We start from the raw sequence: 18475 nt of genomic DNA, 5'->3' as shown, positions 1-18475 counted from the left end.
AGTTTATTAAAAGCCAATATTTAAACCAAAATTGTATACCTTCTGAATGGGATACCCCAGTCCTTCACCCGCCATCTCCGGGTCCCATAATTTAAAGGAGCTCCATGAAAGCAGGTTGAGCCCGCTGAAATAGATCCTCAGGTTACTAATGTGGTACCGCTGCAGGAAGGACTTTGGAACGGTGTATCCTACCTCCGCCGATTTCAGTCGCAGGAAACCGGCGTTCTGCATAAACCAGGTACTCGTTTGATAATTGTTGTTGAGGGCATAATTGGACAGCCGGGGCCAGATGGCGTACGGATCCCGGTTAGACTCGGACCAGTAGCTGTCTGCAAAAACCTTTAACACCGCATTCTGGCCGATCCGTCCATCATTGGCATCTCCATCCAGGAACGGCGCTACATTTTGCATATTAAACCAGAACGATTGCCGTGCCGATCCCTGAAAGAAGATCGAAAGGTCAAATCCTTTATAGCCCAGCGATGTGCCGAACCCGTAAATGATCTCCGGCGTGGTGGGATGACCGATGGGCACCATATCCAACCCGTTGATCTTCCCGTCTCCATTCACATCATGATACTTGATATCTCCGGCACTGTAGGCCCCGAATGTTTGTAATGGCGAATTTTTTACCTCCAGCGAATCCACAAACAGGCGATCAGCTACATATCCCCATACCTGGCCAATCGGATGACCTACGCGCGAGTTCCAGGGTGTGGAAGTATAGTCGGGCTCTTCCCATTTCAATACCTTATTGGTTGCATAGGTAAAAGTGCCCCGTCCGCTTACCCACAATCCATTGCTGAATGTTTTGTCGTAGTTCAGCTCTACATCCACACCCTTTCCTTCGGCTTCGCCCAGGTTTGCCTTTACATCGGGGATGATACCCATTGTGGAAGGAATGATCCGACCCAGCAGGATATTCTTTCTCCGCTCCCGGTATACTTCAATAATGGAAGACAGCCCGTTTACCATATTTATTTCAAGACCCAGGTTGGTTTTATACGCAGTTTCCCATCCGATCTGGTCATTGGCGTACCGGTTCACCCGGATGCCACCAGGGTTCTCATTCATATTGATCCCCCAGTTTACCAGGTAAGGGGCATACAACTCTACATCGGATAAATAGTAAAAACGGTCCAGGTAACTGCCGATGGCGTCGTTACCCACCATCCCGTAAGACCCTCTCAGCTTTAGCTGCTTAAATACGCCGGTAAGGGATTCAAAGAATTTTTCATTCGAAAGCATCCATCCTGCACTGATGGAGGGAAAAAAGCCCCAGCGGTTGTTTTGGGCAAAACGTTCAGACGCATTGTAACCAAAATTCAGTTCTGCAAAATACCGGGTATCATAGTTATAGGCAAACCGTCCGGCAAGGCCTACATTCCTGCCGGGCAGCGACATCTGCAGGTTTTCAGCAATTCCTTTTTTTTCCTGGCGGATGGTAAATACCAGCAGGTCATTAATGGTATGCTTGCCAAACGTACCATTGTACTCGAGGGCGCTTTCAGAATAGAATACGTTGTTAATAAACCGCTGGCCCGGCAGGTAGTTGATCGTTTCCGTACCGGTGGTGGGGTTCAGTCTTCTTAACGTATAGGTATCATTCACCAGGTCGAAGGATTTCAGGTTGTAGTAAAACGGAAAATAGGCCCGGGTAACATTGTATTCCGAGAACCGGTCGAAGTTGAGCAGGGTGCGCGCCGTCAGCCCTTTTAAAATCGCTTTCAGGTTTTGCTTGAACTCGAAGGTTACAAACATGGTGTTCTTGCTGTAGTCCCGGTAGCCTCTTAAGGCTTCTGCATAAGGGTTCAGGTAGCTTGCATTATCTACATTTCCAAAAAGGATGTGTTTGGCATAAGAAAATGCGGAATCGGGTACATAGTAGGGCTTAAACATCACCGGGTTTGTTTGCATCACCTTCCGATACATGGAGGCACCGCCATCGATGGGGCCGGTATAATCATCAAAGGTTGAAGCAAACCGGGTGATCATCTCAGTGGTCTTTGTCAGGTTTACATTAATATTGGTGCGGAACTGGTACTTCATCAGTTTGATGTTGGAGTTAAAGTTATTCCGTTTATCTACGATCATGTTCCCGTTGTCTTTGGTTACACTGGCGCCTACATAATACCGGGCCACCGTTCCACCACCCCGCAAACTCAAATTCACCCGGTTGTTTACGATCTGATCCCGGAACATGGCCTTATTCCAGTCGGTGGCCGGATAAATATCAGGGTGCATGCCCCTTTCGGTCATCGTGATCTTTTCTTCCGAATAAATGGCCAGGCCCAACGGGTCTCTTGTTTTAACCGCTTCATTCTGCATACGCATAAACGTAACCGGGTCGGCTATTTCCACTTTTCTTGTAGGGGAAGACAAGGAGCTTTCCAAGCGTGCGTTGAACTGTACCTTTCCCTCCCGGCCTTCCTTGGTAGTAACCAGTATTACGCCGTTTGCACCTCTTGCTCCATACAGCGATGTAGCGGTAGCATCTTTCATAATACTGAAGCTGGCAATATCATCGGTATTTAGCCGGGCCAGGTCATCCGGTCCCAGTTCTATACCATCAATCAGGATAAGCGGATCTTTTTTTGCATCGGCTCCAAAAGTGGTGATCCCCCGTATGAAGAAATTGGCATTATCATTTCCCGGTTCCCCGCTGCGCTGGTACGAGATCATACCGGCTACACGGCCTGCCAGCGCGGCGGTAAGATTACTGCTGGGGATCTTCAGCTCTTCCGGTTTTATAGTAGTTATGGATCCCAGCACGCTCGCCTTTTTCTGCCGGGAATAAGCCACCACCGAAACCTCGTTTAAGCTGCCCACCTCGCCCTCCATTACGATGGTCATGGGTCTGGAATCGGTTACAAATACGCGTTGTGATTTATACCCAATAAATGAAAACTCCAGGCTGTCATACAGGTTCGTTCTGATATTGAATTCTCCCTTGCCATCGGTTGTAACCGCATTGATGCTGCCTTTAATGCTTACCGATACACCGGACATAACAGAACCCGTTTTGTCCTGTACCGTACCTCGTACCAATAGTCCCCTGGCCGGGGTTTCTGCTGCAGCTGCAGGTGTTTCGGGAACCGCTTCGGCGGGCCGGAAAATAACAATGCCGTTGTCCTGTTTCAGGTACTGCACCGGCTGGCCGGCGAGTACCTGTTTGAGCGCGTCCTCAATCGTTGCCTCATTTAAATGCAGTTGCACGCTTTTATCATAATCTAAAAACGCATCGCTGTAAATAAACCGTGCAGCAGACTGACTTTCGATAATCTTTAAAGCTTCTTTTACGGTTTTAGTGCCCTCAATCGTAATGCCTTTGTTTTGCGCCAGCAAAGACATTGAAAGGAGCAGCAAAACAACCGGTAACAGGAACCGCTTACTCATATAAATTCCCGCCTGACAACAGGTGCTCTTGTTTTTAAACATGAGTCAATTTTTATTTAAAAAAAGTCTATCTAACCAATCGCTATAAAGGAGTTTTGTTCAATTGTACAACAATCCATAAGGTATCATTGATGCTCCCCGGAATTACGGGAACACCTTATTAAAAAAACATTTCTCTGTAGGGCGGGTTATCCTTATCCGTAACCAGCAGCAACAATCTCTGTACTTAAATGCTATATCAGTAAAGCCTGATCAAACTTTAAGGTGAAAAGTATATGACACAATACAATCTATAAATATGGTCTTCGCAAACGGTTTAGGTTACAATCGTCCTTTGGTTTAGTAACAATAACCAAATATAAAATACTTTTTTTAAAAAAATACACCCTTAAAAAAAATTATTGAAGTGTTTTTTTCCGCACCATTTATAATGCTTTGGCGGCTGTAGCGGTAGCTGTTTGTGTTTTCAGTATTTTTTTTACCCGGGCTTTTATAGATCCGTTCTGAAACCAGGGATAGATATTTTTTCCGGGGCAACCGGTGATTTTGCTATGATCGCGGTGCGTGGAAAGTGTTTCGGGCGATAGCTGGTATTGCTTACAAAGCTGCGCAATAAGCCGCGTAAGCACCTGTTGTAAATGAGGTGTGAATGCCTGCTGCTCATAGTTGCCCAAAAAGCAAATCAATAAATGCCCGGTGGGATCATACTCGGTATTGGTTTCGCCCACCGTTAACGGGTTGCGGCCTTCATATACGGTACCATCCGGGGCAATCAGATAATGATATGGGATATCGGTCCACTTACGGTCGGGCCCCATACACCAGGTTTGTATGTTCTTCAAACGCGTGGCTGCGCTGGCGGTTTCAGCAAGCACTTTTCCGCCTTCATGATGTACGGTAATCCGCACCGGTGTATGTTGCTTATAAGGTTTTGGATCCGCTGCCTGCCAGCTGCTACGGGGCAGGATCACCACTTTGTTTAACGGAACTTCGGATACCGGACTTTCGTTTCCGCTGCGGTCTACGGCGGTTACGGCAACCCGCTGAAGCGCCCTTCCGTTCTCCTGTATATTTAATAACAAGGAGCGATCGGCCTGGTTCATGATCTTATAACTCCAACTGGTGCCATATTGATAGTATGCCACCCAATGAAACACATCGTTGTTGTTCATGTGCCGCCACTGTACCGTAACGCCATCTGCCTGTTGTATAAGGGATACCCGGGGTGCTGCCGGCGCCAAGGCATCCAGCCAGGGACTGGATGGCACCAATGCCGGTTTTTTATACGGGCCGTCAACCAGGGCGTTGGCCAGTGCCGGGTTCCTGGTAACGGAAGAAATGCTCCAGTGTATCACACCACTGCTACGCGGCTGTATACCCCGGTCTACCATAATCTGGTTGATCACTTCTGTTGTATTGGTTACGCTGGTATCCCGGCCAACATTGATGCCCGGCCATATATGACGATGCTGTATGTTTTCCGATGCCCACCAGCCCAGCAATACCGGGAAGCTTTGTTCCAGGCGGCGAATAGGCCAGTAAAGCTGTGGTGAAAAATAATCGATCCAACCTTTGTTAAGCCATAACCGGGCATCTGCATACAATTGATCGTACTGGTCAAAGCCTGTTACGGATTCAGGATATCCGGGACGCCAGATACCAAACGGACTGATACCGAACTTCACATATTTCTTTTCCTTTTTTATTTCGGTATACAGCCGGTGTATAAAGGTATTGACGCTTTGCCGCCGCCAGTCGCCACGGGATAATGTACCCCCGGACTTTTGATATTGCGCCCAGCTGAGACTGTCCGGAAAATCTTCATCTCCATTGTAAGAAGGGTAGGGATAAAAATAATCATCAAAGTGAACACCGTCGATATTATAGCGTTTTACGATATCCATAACCACTTTTACACCGTGGTCCTGTGTTGCTTTCAGAGAGGGGTCGAACCACCAGTAGCCTTCTTTTAGTTTTACAACCAGTTCCGGTTTGGTTTTTACCAGCGAACGCTCTGTTACCGGTCCACCGGAAACATGATGTGCCCGGTAAGGATTGAGCCAAACATGCAGTTCCAATCCTCGTGCATGTGCGGCGTCGATCCAGAATTGCAGCGGATCATAAAAAGGCTGGGGTGCTTTTCCCTGTGTACCGGTGAGGAAGTAAGACCAGGGTTCCAAGGCACTTTGATATAATGCATCCGCCTGTGGCCGCACCTGGAAAATAACCGCATTAAAATGATGTGCCTGCAAAAAGTCGAGCAAGGCAATGGCCTCTTGTTGCTGTTGTGCTACCGGCAGGCCGGGCTTGCTGGGCCAGTTGATATTGGCTACGGTAGCCACCCAGGCGGCCCGGAACTCCCGTGGTACCCGGGGCACCGAAGAATCGCCCGGAACGGGCACCGCTGTAATGGCAGCACCAGCCCTGTCCGATGCATAAGCAACCCCGCCAAAAATAATTATCATGTACGCTGTAAGAAGCAAGAACCTTATATACATAGCATGTTAGGATAGAGCAGATAAATTTACAACAAATTATCCGCAAGGCTACATTTATATACCGGATGCTGTATATGGCAGCAGTCCCGGGCAAACAAATGTACATACCCGCTGAAGCATTTCTGCCACAGCTCATGCTCATCTTACCGGGCTAGGCATCTTCCGCTTTGTCTTCCGCCTTCTCAGCGTTCTCAATAATATCGCCTTCCTTAAATAATATGTTTTTTACAACAAGGCGCCATTCTTTCTTTTTGCGCAGCAGAAATTCAAGGTCCATTGCAAAATGAATGAACTCCTCCTGTTGTGCATGTTGCATGATTTTTTTGGCCTGCCGGTCTTTTTCTACATGAATCCGTTGTTCATACCAATCGATGGCTTCCGCTTCTTCAATCAGCGACTGTATCATACGGGCAAAGGTGCGTACCGGTTGTGAGAGCTCTTCTGGTGGCTCATGGTATTGATCAAATCCCATTTGTTATTGGTTTTTATATAAACAGATATACAACGTAAACCAGGATGCAAATTTTAAGCCATGTTTGAAGATGCGGTTACCGGTTTCAGGCGGAAACCGGTACACAATAGCGGTGGATCAGGTTTTTTAAACGTCCGCGTTTTACGGCCATCCGTACCAGAACCGCAAACAAAGGTGCAGCTAATGTTGCCGGCCCAACCAACCGGGAATCGCTCAGGTATAAAAACAATGCGAGGTCGGTTAAGCGTTTGGGAATACCCCGTTTGTTTGCGAAACCGTCATTGGCCAGCCCGGTCAGGATCTGCCCCGCCTGTTCAAACCGGAGATTGCCGGGTTGCAGCACCGTTCTTACCCGGCATACCCTGCCGGTATTATTGTAAAAAGAATGACGCTCGCAGGTAGCGATTGTTATGCGATCTCCTTTTTTCAATTGATGATAATGCCCGCTCTTGCCCACCTGAAGGCCTCCTTCTATCACTTCAAATGTTTCTGCAAACAATGTATGATAATGCCAGGGCGTTTTATCGCCGGGGTAAATAGTGGCTTCCGTAACCGTTTCAGCATAATCGGCTGCAGAGCGGATCAGCAGAGCCGGCGTACGTGCAATAGCAGGCTTTTCCTTTTTGCGTATAAGCAATAACGGACCAATGATAACGCAAATCAGTACCGCAATAAGATGCGGGATCAGCAACCGGTAATCGCCACTTTTATTCCACACGATCAGCAGATCCCCAAGGGGCACCACTGTTGCAGCCAGCAAACTTATACCCAATGCGCGGCGTTGACCGGTACAAACGAGCAGTACGATCAGCAGGCCGGAAAACAGATCCCGGATCCCTTTAATGGTATGCAATGAAAAATCACCACCCGTATTCACCCTGATGCCATAATCCCTCAATGCCACCAGGGGATCCAGCAAAAAACGCGCACCGATAAAAAGTAATCCCAAGCCTGTAAAAAGGCAAACAGCCCATGCAATTTTTGTTGTCATATTTTTTTATTTTGTTCGACAACAAATTTCAGCCTCGCAAAAAAGGAATCGATGCACCTGGGTTAACAAATGATGGCGCCTTAATAATATTTCAGGAACGCTTTACACGCTGCTCAAGGATCCTTTTACGGATACGGCTGAGGGATTGGGGCTTTACACCTACAAAAGAAGCAATATGGTACTGCGATATGCGTTGCTGCAGATCCGGATGGTCTGTAATAAATTTACGGTATCTTGTTTCAGGGTCATCTGTATAAAAAGAATTCAGATCCGAAAGGGCCTGGATAAAAACCTGCTCAATAATGATGCGTCCCATGCGTTCACCATGGGTTAACTCCTGGTACAGTTGCTGCAGACCGGTATACGTAATCACATAGAGTTCGCTGTCTTCCAATGCCTGTATAGCCTGCGCAGAGGGTATCTGCGGCACAAAGCTGCCGTAGTTACTGATAAATTGATTTTCCTGCAGGAAGCCATAGGTTTTATCTTCTCCGTCTATATTAATATAAAACCGCATCAGTCCCTTGCTGATAAAACCTGCATACCGGCATACTGTTCCCTCTGGTAAAAAGAACGCACCTTTCTTATAATGCTTTTGGGTAAAAAGCCGGCCGATCACCTGCTCGTCGTGTTCGCTTACAGGAACAAGCTGCCGGATTGCCTGAAATAGCTGCTGCATAATGAAGATCGATTTTGCTTAGAAAATAAATATAGACAAGTTTTTCCGCCATCCGTTAAACACTTAGTATACAAGTATTTTGTAAAGGATGAAAAACAGCCGCCAGGATGTTTTATTTTTACAGTAGCAACGCCGGTTTTATTAGCCGGTGCATTGCTTTTAAAAGATACCGATGAAATTAAACGTAATCATCACAGGTGCTACCGGTATGGTAGGCGAGGGGGTACTGCAGGAATGTATTGCAAACCCGGCTGTAGAAAAGATCCTGCTCATCAACAGGAAGCCTACCGGTTATTCGCACCCGAAGATCGAAGAGATCCTGCACAGCAATTTCAACGATATCAGTCCTATTGCGGAGCGGGTAAAAGGGTATGATGCCTGTTATTTTTGCCTGGGCGTTTCATCGGTGGGCATGAAAGAACCGGATTATTATGCTGTCACCTATACCCTTACACTCAACTTTGCGAAGGTTTTGGCTGCACAGAACCCGCAAATGACCTTTTGTTATGTTTCAGGAGCAGGAACCGACAGCACGGAACAGGGGCGGCAGATGTGGGCCAGGGTTAAAGGAAAAACAGAAAACGACCTGTTGAAGTTGCCTTTTAAAGCGGTATATAACTTCAGACCTGCGGTAATGAAGCCCACAAAAGGAGCGCGGAATGTAAAAGGCATTTACAGGGCAATTCTTGTGCTGTTCCCATTATTCCGGGCGTTTAACCGTACCTATTTTTTAACGCTCGAAGAAGTGGGCAAGGCTATGATCAATGTGGTGATCAAAGGCAACCCGACCGCTGTAGTTGAGGTAACAGATATTGCCCGGCTATCCCAACAAGCTGTCGGGTTAAAGCAGGATTAACAAACGCCCTATTTCCTAAATTCCGGCAGGCTCCAGGAAGCGTGCCCGGTCTTCCGGCGATTCTGCAATTGTTTTTATGAACCCGTTGCGCTTCGTTAAAAAACGGGTAAGATAGCGCTTCATAACTACCGCATCAACCATCCGGCCCAGTATGCCCATTGGCGACTGAAAACAGAACACATCCTTCATTAGGGTGCAACCTTCCATGCTGCTGAAATAATGATCGTGTTTTATAAACCGGAAAGCACCGCATAACTGTTCATCCCTGAAATGAAAAGGGCGGTTGTAAGCCGTTATCTTTGAGGTTAACCGCTGACGGATTCCAAAATGCGTGGCCTGCCAGGTTACGGTTTCATCCGCGCCGATCAGTCCGCTGGTTCTGCCGGCAATAGCCCTTTCGCCCGTTTGAGCAGTTGAAAAGCTGTGCAGGTCAATACTTCTCGACAGATCGAAACAGGTTTCGATATCCGCATGAATATAGGTTTCCAGTTTTATAACCGGCATATTGTTTTGAGTTTGAAACATTTCGAACCCAACAAAGATACAGGGGTTAGCAGCAGGCGCGCTATCACCTTTGTTAACAGCAGCCGCCCTGGCAAACCCAAACATGTTATACATAATTTGCATATATTTACAGTAAATAGTTAACCTATGCAAATCATCCGCAGTATTCAAAACCGCATCTATGAGATCCGCGGCGAACGCGTGATCCTTGACTTTGACCTCGCTGTCCTTTATGAAGTTGAAACAAGGGTGTTAAATCAGACCGTAAAAAGAAATAACAAACGGTTTCCGAAAGACTTTATGTTTCAGCTGACAAGACAGGAATTTGCCGGGCTAAAGCCTCAAATCGACCAACTTCATGGTGCTGATTTTCAACAAAATACAAGTATGTCATCACAAATTGTGATGACATATCCCGGGAAACGGCCCAGAACGGCACTGCCCTATGCTTTTACCGAACAAGGGATTGCCATGTTAAGCGGTTTGCTAAACAGCGACAAGGCCATTCAAATGAATATTGCCATTATGCGCGCATTTGTAGAGATCCGGCGGATTGTGCTTGAACAGGGTGATATACGGGAGCAGTTAAAACAGATCCAGCAACATATTACCGAGCACGATGTACAGCTTTCGTCCATCTATGACGCCATTGAAAATTTACTGGATGAAAAAGCGGCCCAACGAAAATGGGAACACCGCGACCGGATCGGGTTCCAGAGGCCTTAAGTCTTTTACCGGAGCATCGCATGTCTCCGAAATACCACCGGAATTTGGTAAGTTCGTAATACTATGTTATCCATTGCGAAATTACTATCAGCATTCAACAGCAGCATTACGCTGTGGATCGGCTACCTCGATGCATATACCCTTCAGCAGTTACAACGGCGGCCGGCTCCGGGAAGCTGGTCGCTTGGTCAGGTTTACAAACACCTGATTAGTGATACCGAATTTTATGTGTCGCAGATGAAGGCCGCGCTGGAAACGGATAAATATAGCGATGAAAAAATGACGCCGGCCGCTGCTGCTATGTTTGCAGCCAACAGTTTTCCCAACCAACAGCTGGAGAATCCGTTTAACGACATCAATCTTCCCCAGCCAACCAATAAGGAGCAGCTCCTTCAACAACTAACCGCCCTCAACAAAAACGTACATCAGCTGTTCCGCAATGCCGGTCATAAAGGTGGTAAAACGCTGCATCCCGGGTTTCAATATTTCAGCGCCGCCGAATGGCTGCAGTTTGCAGATATGCATTTACGGCATCACCTGCGGCAAAAGGAGCGGATTGATGCGATGATATCTGCGTAAGGGCGGCTTATTTACACGCAAACGCGGCATCAGCCGATCTCTTCCAGGCTTTCTTTCACCGCCCGTATGGTTTCATCCAGGTCGTCCTTGGTAAGTGCATTGTTCAAAAACCAGCTTTCAAAGGCAGAAGGCGGCAGGTAAATGCCCCGTTTCAGCAATGCATGAAAAAACCGGTTGAACCGTGCAAGATCCGAAGCTGCCGCTGTAGCAAAATTCACCACCGGCTGATCGGAGAAGTGTATACTAATCATACTGCCAAACTGGTTGATCACATAGGGCTGCCCCCATGCCTTCAATACTGCATCCAGCCCATCTTTCAGGTAGATCGTTTTTTCATCCAGTTCTACCAGTAATTCAGGCGTTTCTTTCAGCGCTTTTAACAGGGTAAGTCCGGCCGTCATCGCTACCGGGTTGCCACTCAGCGTACCGGCCTGGTATACGCCACCCAGCGGGGCTACCACTTCCATTATAGGACGCTTTCCTCCAAAAGCTCCTACCGGCATGCCTGCACCGATCACTTTACCGTATGTTACCAGGTCTGCATCAATACCCAGGCGCTCCTGTGCCCCGCCCAGTGCCAGGCGAAAGCCATTCATCACTTCGTCGAAGATCAATACCATTCCTTCTTCATCGCAAATACGGCGCAGCCCTTCCAGGAAACCCGGTTCCGGAATGATACAACCCATATTTCCCGCCACCGGCTCTACAATAATAGCAGCGATCTCTCCTTTATGTTCCTGAACCAGCCGTTCCACCGCTGCCAGATCGTTATATGCGCAGGTCAATGTATCATTGGCCGCACCGGCAGTGATCCCCGGTACGGTTTGTATGTTAAACGTAGCCACCCCGCTACCCGCCTTTACCAGGAAGGGGTCCGCATGACCATGGTAACAGCCTTCAAACTTGATAAATTTATTGCGGCCGGTATAGCCCCGGGCCACCCGGAGCGCACTCATGCAGGCTTCCGTTCCGCTGTTTACCATACGGATCAGGTCTACATTGGGCACCATGGATTTGATCAGTTCCGCCATTTCCACCTCAATTTCCGTAGGCGCACCAAAAGAAGTGGCTTTTTCCACTTGTTGCTGAATGGCTTTTACTACCGGCTCATAGCCGTGTCCCAGGATCATCGGGCCCCAGGAAGCGATATAATCGATATAGCGTTGCCCCTGCACATCGTACAGGTAAGCACCTGTTGCTTTTTCAAAAAAAACGGGCGTGCCACCCACACTTTTAAAAGCCCGCACGGGAGAATTTACTCCCCCGGGAATGCTTTGCTGTGCACGTTCGAATAATGTTTTACTGGATTCGTATGTATACATGATGTGAATTGTGAATGGTCAATAGTAAACGCGCAAAGCTACTTTGAATTGAGCAACCTGGTAATGAGCTTAAAAAGTGCCGTATAATTTTCCCATTTTTTTTGAAAACTACCAGCTTTTGGAGCGCGGAATCTGGAATCTGAAACTTGGAACTTAAAACTTGAAACCTGAAACGGTATCTACGCGATCACCCCTTTATAAATCAATATCAGCAATACCGCCCCTGCAATGATCCGGTACCAGCCGAAAGCTTTGAATCCGTATTTTTTCAGGAAATCGATAAAAAATTTGATCGCAAGGATCGCCACCACAAAGGCCACTACATTGCCCACGATAAAAGCAATGGTATTTTCTTTGGAGGCCAGGATCAGCTCATATCCTTTTTGGGTAACGCCCCCCTGGTTCCATTTTTTCAGGAAGAGCGAATAGAGGGTTGCGGCCGCCATAGTAGGTACCGCCAGGAAAAAAGAAAATTCGGCAGCGATATTGCGGGTCATCTTCTGCTGCATACCACCGATAATAGAAGCCGCGCTGCGGCTCACACCGGGAACCATGGCCACTACCTGCCATAAGCCGGTAACAAACGCCTTGGGATACGATATCTGATCCACCGTTTTAACCGTCGGGTGGTTGAACATTTTGTCGATAAACAACAATACAAAGCCGCCGATCAGCAAGGTTGTGGCCACTACCGTGGGGCTTTCCAGCAGTTCATCAATTTTATCGGAGAACAGATACCCCAGCACCAGGGCGGGAATTACCCCAACAATGAGTTTAAAATAAAACGACCAGTTAATACCCCCTTCCGCCTTTGAAGGAAAAAAACGGCGCCAGTACAATACCACCACCGCAAGAATGGCACCCAGCTGGATGGCTACTTCAAACAGTTTGGTAAACTCCTCTTTTTCTATGCCCATAAAAGAGCTTGCAATGATCATATGACCGGTAGAGGAAATGGGAAGGTATTCGGTAATACCTTCTACGATCGCAATAATAATCGCCTGGATAATGCTCATAAAGTATCTTTAAAAAATAAGGCGACACAAAAGTAGTCGCCTTAAAATTTCTTATTGAAGTTTTTTTACTTTTTTTCGGGAGCTGATTTTTTAAAAATAGCATACACTTCAATGGCCAGGCCAATGAAAATAATGATAGGTGCAATAGTAATACGAGTGGTGCTGTATACTTCATCCCGGTTGAAAACAGCCGGATTGTTGCTTTTTCCGCCCGACAGTAAAAACATGCCCAAAGCAATCACAATTGCCCCGATCAGCATCCAGGTGTAATTGGATTTTGAAAACATCGTGGGGGCGCTATTTGTTGAAGTAGCCATATACTGACAATTTTAGGGTTGCAATATAATATATTATAAGCAATGACCGAGTTCCCGGGGCAAAATGCCCCGTCATTTAATGATTTTTTACAAAAACCGCCAATAGCCGTCATTTGCCCGCGACTTCCATCACCTGCCTGGCTGCCCCAACCCCTAAACCCAATCTGCGAATCTGCGGCTTTTACGCTCAAAATACCCACCAGACCTGCCTTTTTGCAAATACAATGCTTAAATTTGCCCCCCAAGTCCGGTTTCCTGATTTTTTTGTTGAAAATGAAGCATCAATCCTTTTCACATGCCAAAGAAAGGGAACGGGATCAATACAAGATTTATGGAGTATAACTTTAATGAAATAGAGAAAAAGTGGCAACACTTCTGGGCGGAAAACGGTACCTACACCGTTTCGAATGAAAGCGAAAAACCCAAATATTATGTACTGGACATGTTTCCCTACCCCAGCGGGGCAGGGCTGCATGTAGGGCATCCCCTGGGTTATATTGCCAGTGATATCTATGCCCGCTACAAACGCCTGAAAGGATTTAACGTGCTGCATCCCATGGGTTATGACGCGTTTGGCCTGCCGGCAGAACAATATGCCATCGAAAACGGCATTCACCCGGCCGTTTCAACGGAAAAGAATATTTCCACTTTCCGGAAACAGCTGGACAATATCGGTTTCTGCTTCGACTGGAGCCGGGAAGTACGCACCAGCGATCCGCGTTATTACAAATGGACACAATGGATCTTCCTGCAATTGTTTGAAAGCTATTTCGACCGGCAGCAGCAAAAAGCCGTTCCCATCCGCAACCTGGTGGCTTTATTTGAGCAACATGGCTCCGCAGTACCCGGTGTTAAGTCCTCCTCATTCAGCTTTACGGCCGATGAATGGAAGTCTTATGGAGAAGCGCAGCAGCTGGATATCCTGATGGAATACCGCCTGGCTTATTGCGGCTATGGCGAGGTGAACTGGTGCGAGGCATTGGGTACGGTGCTGGCAAATGACGAGGTTGTAAATGGCGTAAGTGAACGCGGCGGCTATCCGGTGGTGAAAAAGAAATTACGTCAATGGTACCTGCGCATCACCGAATATGCAGACCGCCTGCTGGAGGGCTTGCAGCAGGTAGACTTCAGCGAGGCCATGAAGGAAATGCAAAGCAACTGGATCGGAAAATCCAGCGGAGCTGAAATCACCTTCAGCATTCAGCATTCAGCTCATACACTTACGGTGTACACCACCCGCCCGGACACCATTTTTGGCGTGGACTTTATGGTAATTGCCCCGGAGCTGGAACTGGTAGACCAGATCAAAACCCCGGAGCAGGCAGCCGCTGTAGATGCGTACATCGCTTATGTAAAAAGCCGGAGCGAGCGGGAACGTATGGCAGAAAAAAAGATCACCGGTGTGTTTACCGGCGCCTATGCTATCAACCCGTTCGATGGCCGCGAAATTCCCATCTGGATCAGTGAATACGTACTGGCCGGCTATGGTACAGGAGCCATCATGGCGGTACCCTGCGGCGATGAGCGCGACTTTAAATTTGCCAAGCATTTCAATATTCCCATTACCAACATCATCGGCAGCCATTTTAACGGTGAAGACGCCAACGCAACCAAGGACGCCTTGCTGGAAAACTCCGGCTTCTTAAACGGTGTACCCATGCGGGAAGCCATGGAGCTGGTGATTAAAGCCATCGAGGAAAAAGGGATCGGAACCCGGAAAGTCAATTATAAAATGCGGGATGCGGCTTTCAGCCGCCAGCGCTACTGGGGCGAACCCTTCCCCATTCAATGGAAAAAAGGCACCGCCTACCCGATGGACGCGGCAACCCTGCCGCTGGAGCTGCCGGAAGTAGATAACTATAAACCCGGACCAGAAGGAGAAGGACCCCTGGCCAATATCCCGGAATGGGTGGCCCGGGAGCTGGAAACCAATACCATGCCCGGCTATGCCGGATCCAGCTGGTACTTCCTGCGTTATATGGATCCCCAAAACGACCAGGAGTTTGCCGGCCGCGCCGCTACCGATTACTGGAACCAGGTAGATCTTTATATCGGCGGCACCGAGCATGCTGTAGGACACCTGCTGTACAGCCGCATGTGGACAAAAGCCCTGTATGACCTCGGTTATATTGGTTTTGATGAGCCGTTTAAACGGCTGGTAAACCAGGGTATGATCCAGGGAAGCAGCCGCTTTGTGTACCGCATCAATGGTACCAATGAATTTGTTTCGCAGGGACTGATTGCCCCTGATGACACTTATAACGGCCAGGTACTGGATAAAATTCATGTGGATGTAAATATTGTGGACGGCACCGTGCTGGACCAGGAAGCTTTTGCAAAATGGCGCAACAACGAATTTGCCGGTGCAACATTTATTCTGGAAGATGGTAAATACATCTGCGGGGCAGAAGTAGAAAAGATGTCCAAGTCAAAGTTCAATACCGTAAACCCGGACGACCTGGTAAACAAGTATGGAGCCGACACCTTCCGGATGTACGAAATGTTCCTGGGACCGGTGGAAATGAGCAAGCCCTGGGATACCAAGGGCATTGAGGGCGTACACCGTTTCCTGAAAAAATTATGGCGCCTGTTTTATAAGGAAAATACGGACGGCAGCTTTGCCACCATCTGGACAAACGATGCACCTACTGCGGCCGAACTGAAAGTGCTGCACAAGAGCATCAAAAAAATTGAAGACGATAATGAGCGGTTCAGCTTTAATACCGGTGTGAGTGCCTTCATGATCCTTGTAAATGAACTTACAGATCTGAAATGCCATAAAAAGCAGGTGCTGGAGCCGGTGCTGGTTATGCTTTCTTCCTATGCACCGCATATTGCTGAAGAACTATGGCATGCATTGGGCAACAGCTCCAGTGTGCTGGACGCACCGTTCCCGGTGTATGAAGCAACCTATACAAAGGAATCTGAAAAGGAATATCCTATTTCCGTTAACGGAAAAATGCGTACCACGATGGTCCTTTCGCTGGAAGCCTCGCAGCCCGAAGTAGAACAGTTGGTACTGGCGAATGAAACGGTGCAGAAATGGCTCGACGGAAAACCGCCGAAAAAGATCATTTATGTAAAAAACAAGATGGTAAACCTGGTGGTATAAAATACAAGTTATCTGTTTTGAAAAAGCCTGCCTATTGCGGGCTTTTTCCTTTTAGAAGATATACAATAACCAACCCGGGCCGGCAGCAGTACAGCTATTGCCCCCTGATCAGTTTGAGCTTTTTATAATCCTCCGTAAAGGTTTCGCCGGCTACCTTGTAAGAAAGATGCAGCAAACTGTCGCCGGTAAGCTTAAACTGAACGAGCTTTTCTGCGCCCACCTGCTCGGGGAAGGAGGAGCGAACGGTTTTTTCGAGATAACTGCCGTCCGACTGCAATACGAATGTGCCTTCCATAGAGATGCCGAATCCTTCATCGGCCAGCCCGATATTTGTGGTGCTGCCATCCGCATTGTACATTTTTAATAAGCCGGTTGAAGCGCCATCCATCTGCAGCTCCCAAATGCCGGTCAGCCGGTTTTGAGGCGCAGGGCTCAATGCCATGAGCAGGGCAAATGCCGGTATCCAAAAGAAGCGTTTTCGCATTGTAATACATTTAATCCCTGAAAGATACGGTTTCCTTTTCCCGTACTCTATTAAAGACAGCGAAACCGGGGTTTTCCATATCTGATATCCGGGCCTGAGCCTGCGCCGCCGGGGCATTTTCTAAAAATGGCATATTTTTAGATAGAATTGGATAGCGCAAACCAAAGGCGCTGTCTTTTAATCAAACTAAAAACTCAAACTATGTCAATCAACATTGTAGATCTTGTTAAGAACTACGTCCCACAGGATTTGATTGCAAAGGCCGGATCGTTCCTCAACGAAAGTGAAGGAAACGTTTCCAACGCCGTTTCGGGCATCATTCCCGCGGTACTGGGGCTATTTGCCTCCAAAGCATCTTCCAGCGAGCAGGGAGCTGCCGAAGTGCTCGATACCGCCAAAGGGTTTTCTAACAGCGGCGTCCTCAATAGTGCCGATACGCTTTTCGGCAACGCCGATCTTTTATCAAAAGGCAGCAGTCTGTTTAAAGGATTGCTGGGCGACAAAACAAATTCTATTATCGACAGCATTGCAAATTTTGCAGGCATCAAATCTTCTTCTTCCGGATCGCTGATCAGTATGGTTGTACCCCTGGTACTGGGATTGCTTGGAAAACATGCAACAGACAATAACCTGAATGCAAGTGCCTTTTCCAGTTTTATGGGCTCCCAGAAAAGCAATATCCTCAGTGCACTCCCCTCCGGGCTGGGTTCGCTGGGTACTGTATTGGGCCTGAGTTCTATCAGGGACGGTGTGCAGCAAACGGTTTCCAATGTTCAGGAAACTGCCGCACCAGCCTATAACTATGCGCGTGAAACCGCCCAGAACGCGGGCGGCGGCGCTAAATGGCTGTTGCCGCTGTTGCTGCTGGCCGTTATTGCGCTGGCGCTTTGGTATTTCCTTGGAAAAGGCTGTAACAACAACACTGCCACCAGCACCGGAGCCGACACCACAGCCGTTGCGCCTACAGATACCCTTACCACCGTACCCCAAACACCTCCGGCCCCGGCTGTGAAAACGCTTGCAGAAGTTACGTTACCCAACGGTACAAAACTGCAGGCATACCCGGGTGGTATTGAAGACCAGCTGATACAGTTTATCCAGTCGGACGAATACAAGAACGCAACTGACAGTACCCTGAAAGAAAAATGGTTCAACTTCGATGATCTGAACTTTGAATTCGGTACCACAAAACTTACCGATTCATCCAAACGACAGCTGGACAATATCGCCGCCATTTTGAAAGCCTTCCCGGATGTAAAGATCAAGGTGGGTGGCTATACCGATAAAAAAGGCGACGATGCCGCAAACCTCAAATTGTCCGATGGCCGGGCCAAAGCCGTACAGGCAGCGTTAAAAGCCGCCGGCGTGGGGGCCCAGGTTCCCCAGGCGGAAGGCTATGGTGAAACACTGGCCAAAGTGGATGAAAACGCTCCGGATGAAGCCCGGGCGGCCGACCGCAGGACCTCTGTAAGATTGTTGAAAAAATAATTATATGTAAACCCTGAAGACTGCCGTCTCCCCAA

15 protein-coding genes are annotated in these 18475 nt (G+C 47.9%); 5 read left to right on the top strand and 10 right to left on the bottom strand.

The genetic code is table 11. From position 1 onward, the window contains the following. Positions 1-6 precede the first annotated feature (6 nt). The 5 genes from LQ567_RS17820 to LQ567_RS17800 all read right to left on the bottom strand — a co-directional run bounded on the left by LQ567_RS17820 (position 7) and on the right by LQ567_RS17800 (position 8036). Complete coding sequence (locus LQ567_RS17820) at positions 7-3438, bottom strand: TonB-dependent receptor (protein ID WP_231006855.1); 3432 nt, start codon at positions 3436-3438, stop codon at positions 7-9. Between the two features lie 383 nt (positions 3439-3821). Further along, a complete protein-coding gene (locus LQ567_RS17815) occupies positions 3822-5861 on the bottom strand; it encodes a family 10 glycosylhydrolase (protein ID WP_231006854.1) in 2040 nt (679 codons plus the stop codon). A gap of 184 nt (positions 5862-6045) precedes the next feature. After that, complete coding sequence (locus LQ567_RS17810) at positions 6046-6366, bottom strand: ferritin family protein (RefSeq protein WP_231006853.1); 321 nt, start codon at positions 6364-6366, stop codon at positions 6046-6048. Between the two features lie 85 nt (positions 6367-6451). After that, on the bottom strand, positions 6452-7357 hold the full coding sequence (locus LQ567_RS17805; protein WP_231006852.1) for a DUF4267 domain-containing protein: 906 nt from the start codon (positions 7355-7357) through the stop codon (positions 6452-6454). Positions 7358-7448: 91 nt separating this feature from the next. Continuing rightward, entirely contained in the window at positions 7449-8036 is a 588-nt protein-coding gene (locus LQ567_RS17800; protein WP_231006851.1) for a Crp/Fnr family transcriptional regulator, read from the bottom strand. A 172-nt stretch (positions 8037-8208) separates the two neighbouring features. On the opposite strand from LQ567_RS17800, the gene LQ567_RS17795 reads away from it, so the two are divergent. Next, positions 8209-8892 (top strand): NAD-dependent epimerase/dehydratase family protein, encoded by a 684-nt coding sequence (locus LQ567_RS17795; RefSeq protein ID WP_231006850.1) that lies wholly within the window; start codon positions 8209-8211, stop codon positions 8890-8892. Between the two features lie 15 nt (positions 8893-8907). Here LQ567_RS17795 and LQ567_RS17790 read toward each other — a convergent pair whose 3' ends face one another. After that, positions 8908-9510, bottom strand: a complete 603-nt coding sequence (locus LQ567_RS17790; protein ID WP_231006849.1) for an SRPBCC family protein — start codon at positions 9508-9510, stop codon at positions 8908-8910. Between the two features lie 33 nt (positions 9511-9543). Between LQ567_RS17790 and LQ567_RS17785 the strand changes: the two genes are divergently transcribed. Together LQ567_RS17785 and LQ567_RS17780 are read left to right on the top strand one after the other, a co-directional pair. Next, positions 9544-10122: an ORF6N domain-containing protein gene (locus LQ567_RS17785; protein ID WP_231006848.1), complete on the top strand. Its 579-nt coding sequence runs from the start codon at positions 9544-9546 to the stop codon at positions 10120-10122. 63 nt (positions 10123-10185) lie between these two features. Next, a complete protein-coding gene (locus LQ567_RS17780) occupies positions 10186-10701 on the top strand; it encodes a DinB family protein (protein WP_231006847.1) in 516 nt (171 codons plus the stop codon). Between the two features lie 29 nt (positions 10702-10730). On the opposite strand, the gene hemL is transcribed toward LQ567_RS17780, so the two are convergent. From hemL to LQ567_RS17765, 3 genes are all read right to left on the bottom strand, one after another. Beyond that, positions 10731-12023: a glutamate-1-semialdehyde 2,1-aminomutase gene (gene hemL / locus LQ567_RS17775; RefSeq protein WP_231006846.1), complete on the bottom strand. Its 1293-nt coding sequence runs from the start codon at positions 12021-12023 to the stop codon at positions 10731-10733. A 179-nt stretch (positions 12024-12202) separates the two neighbouring features. Further along, a complete protein-coding gene (locus LQ567_RS17770; RefSeq protein ID WP_231006845.1) occupies positions 12203-13039 on the bottom strand; it encodes an undecaprenyl-diphosphate phosphatase in 837 nt (278 codons plus the stop codon). Between the two features lie 65 nt (positions 13040-13104). Next, the gene (locus tag LQ567_RS17765) at positions 13105-13356 is read right to left on the bottom strand and encodes a DUF3098 domain-containing protein (protein ID WP_231006844.1); all 252 of its coding nucleotides are present in this window, start codon (positions 13354-13356) and stop codon (positions 13105-13107) included. Positions 13357-13651: 295 nt separating this feature from the next. Between LQ567_RS17765 and leuS the strand changes: the two genes are divergently transcribed. Further along, positions 13652-16468, top strand: coding sequence for a leucine--tRNA ligase (gene leuS / locus LQ567_RS17760; RefSeq protein ID WP_449586063.1), 2817 nt, complete (start codon positions 13652-13654; stop codon positions 16466-16468). A 94-nt stretch (positions 16469-16562) separates the two neighbouring features. Here the strand turns inward: leuS and LQ567_RS17755 are convergent, their stop codons facing one another. Continuing rightward, a complete protein-coding gene (locus LQ567_RS17755; protein ID WP_231006843.1) occupies positions 16563-16952 on the bottom strand; it encodes a DUF4488 domain-containing protein in 390 nt (129 codons plus the stop codon). Between the two features lie 201 nt (positions 16953-17153). On the opposite strand from LQ567_RS17755, the gene LQ567_RS17750 reads away from it, so the two are divergent. Continuing rightward, a complete protein-coding gene (locus LQ567_RS17750; protein WP_231006841.1) occupies positions 17154-18440 on the top strand; it encodes an OmpA family protein in 1287 nt (428 codons plus the stop codon). Positions 18441-18475 lie beyond the last annotated feature (35 nt).

This window comes from Niabella pedocola (assembly GCF_021044425.1).
Lineage (GTDB): Bacteria > Bacteroidota > Bacteroidia > Chitinophagales > Chitinophagaceae > Niabella > Niabella pedocola.
Note: the sequence above shows the minus strand (reverse complement) of the source record. Positions and strands in the feature narration are given on the sequence as shown.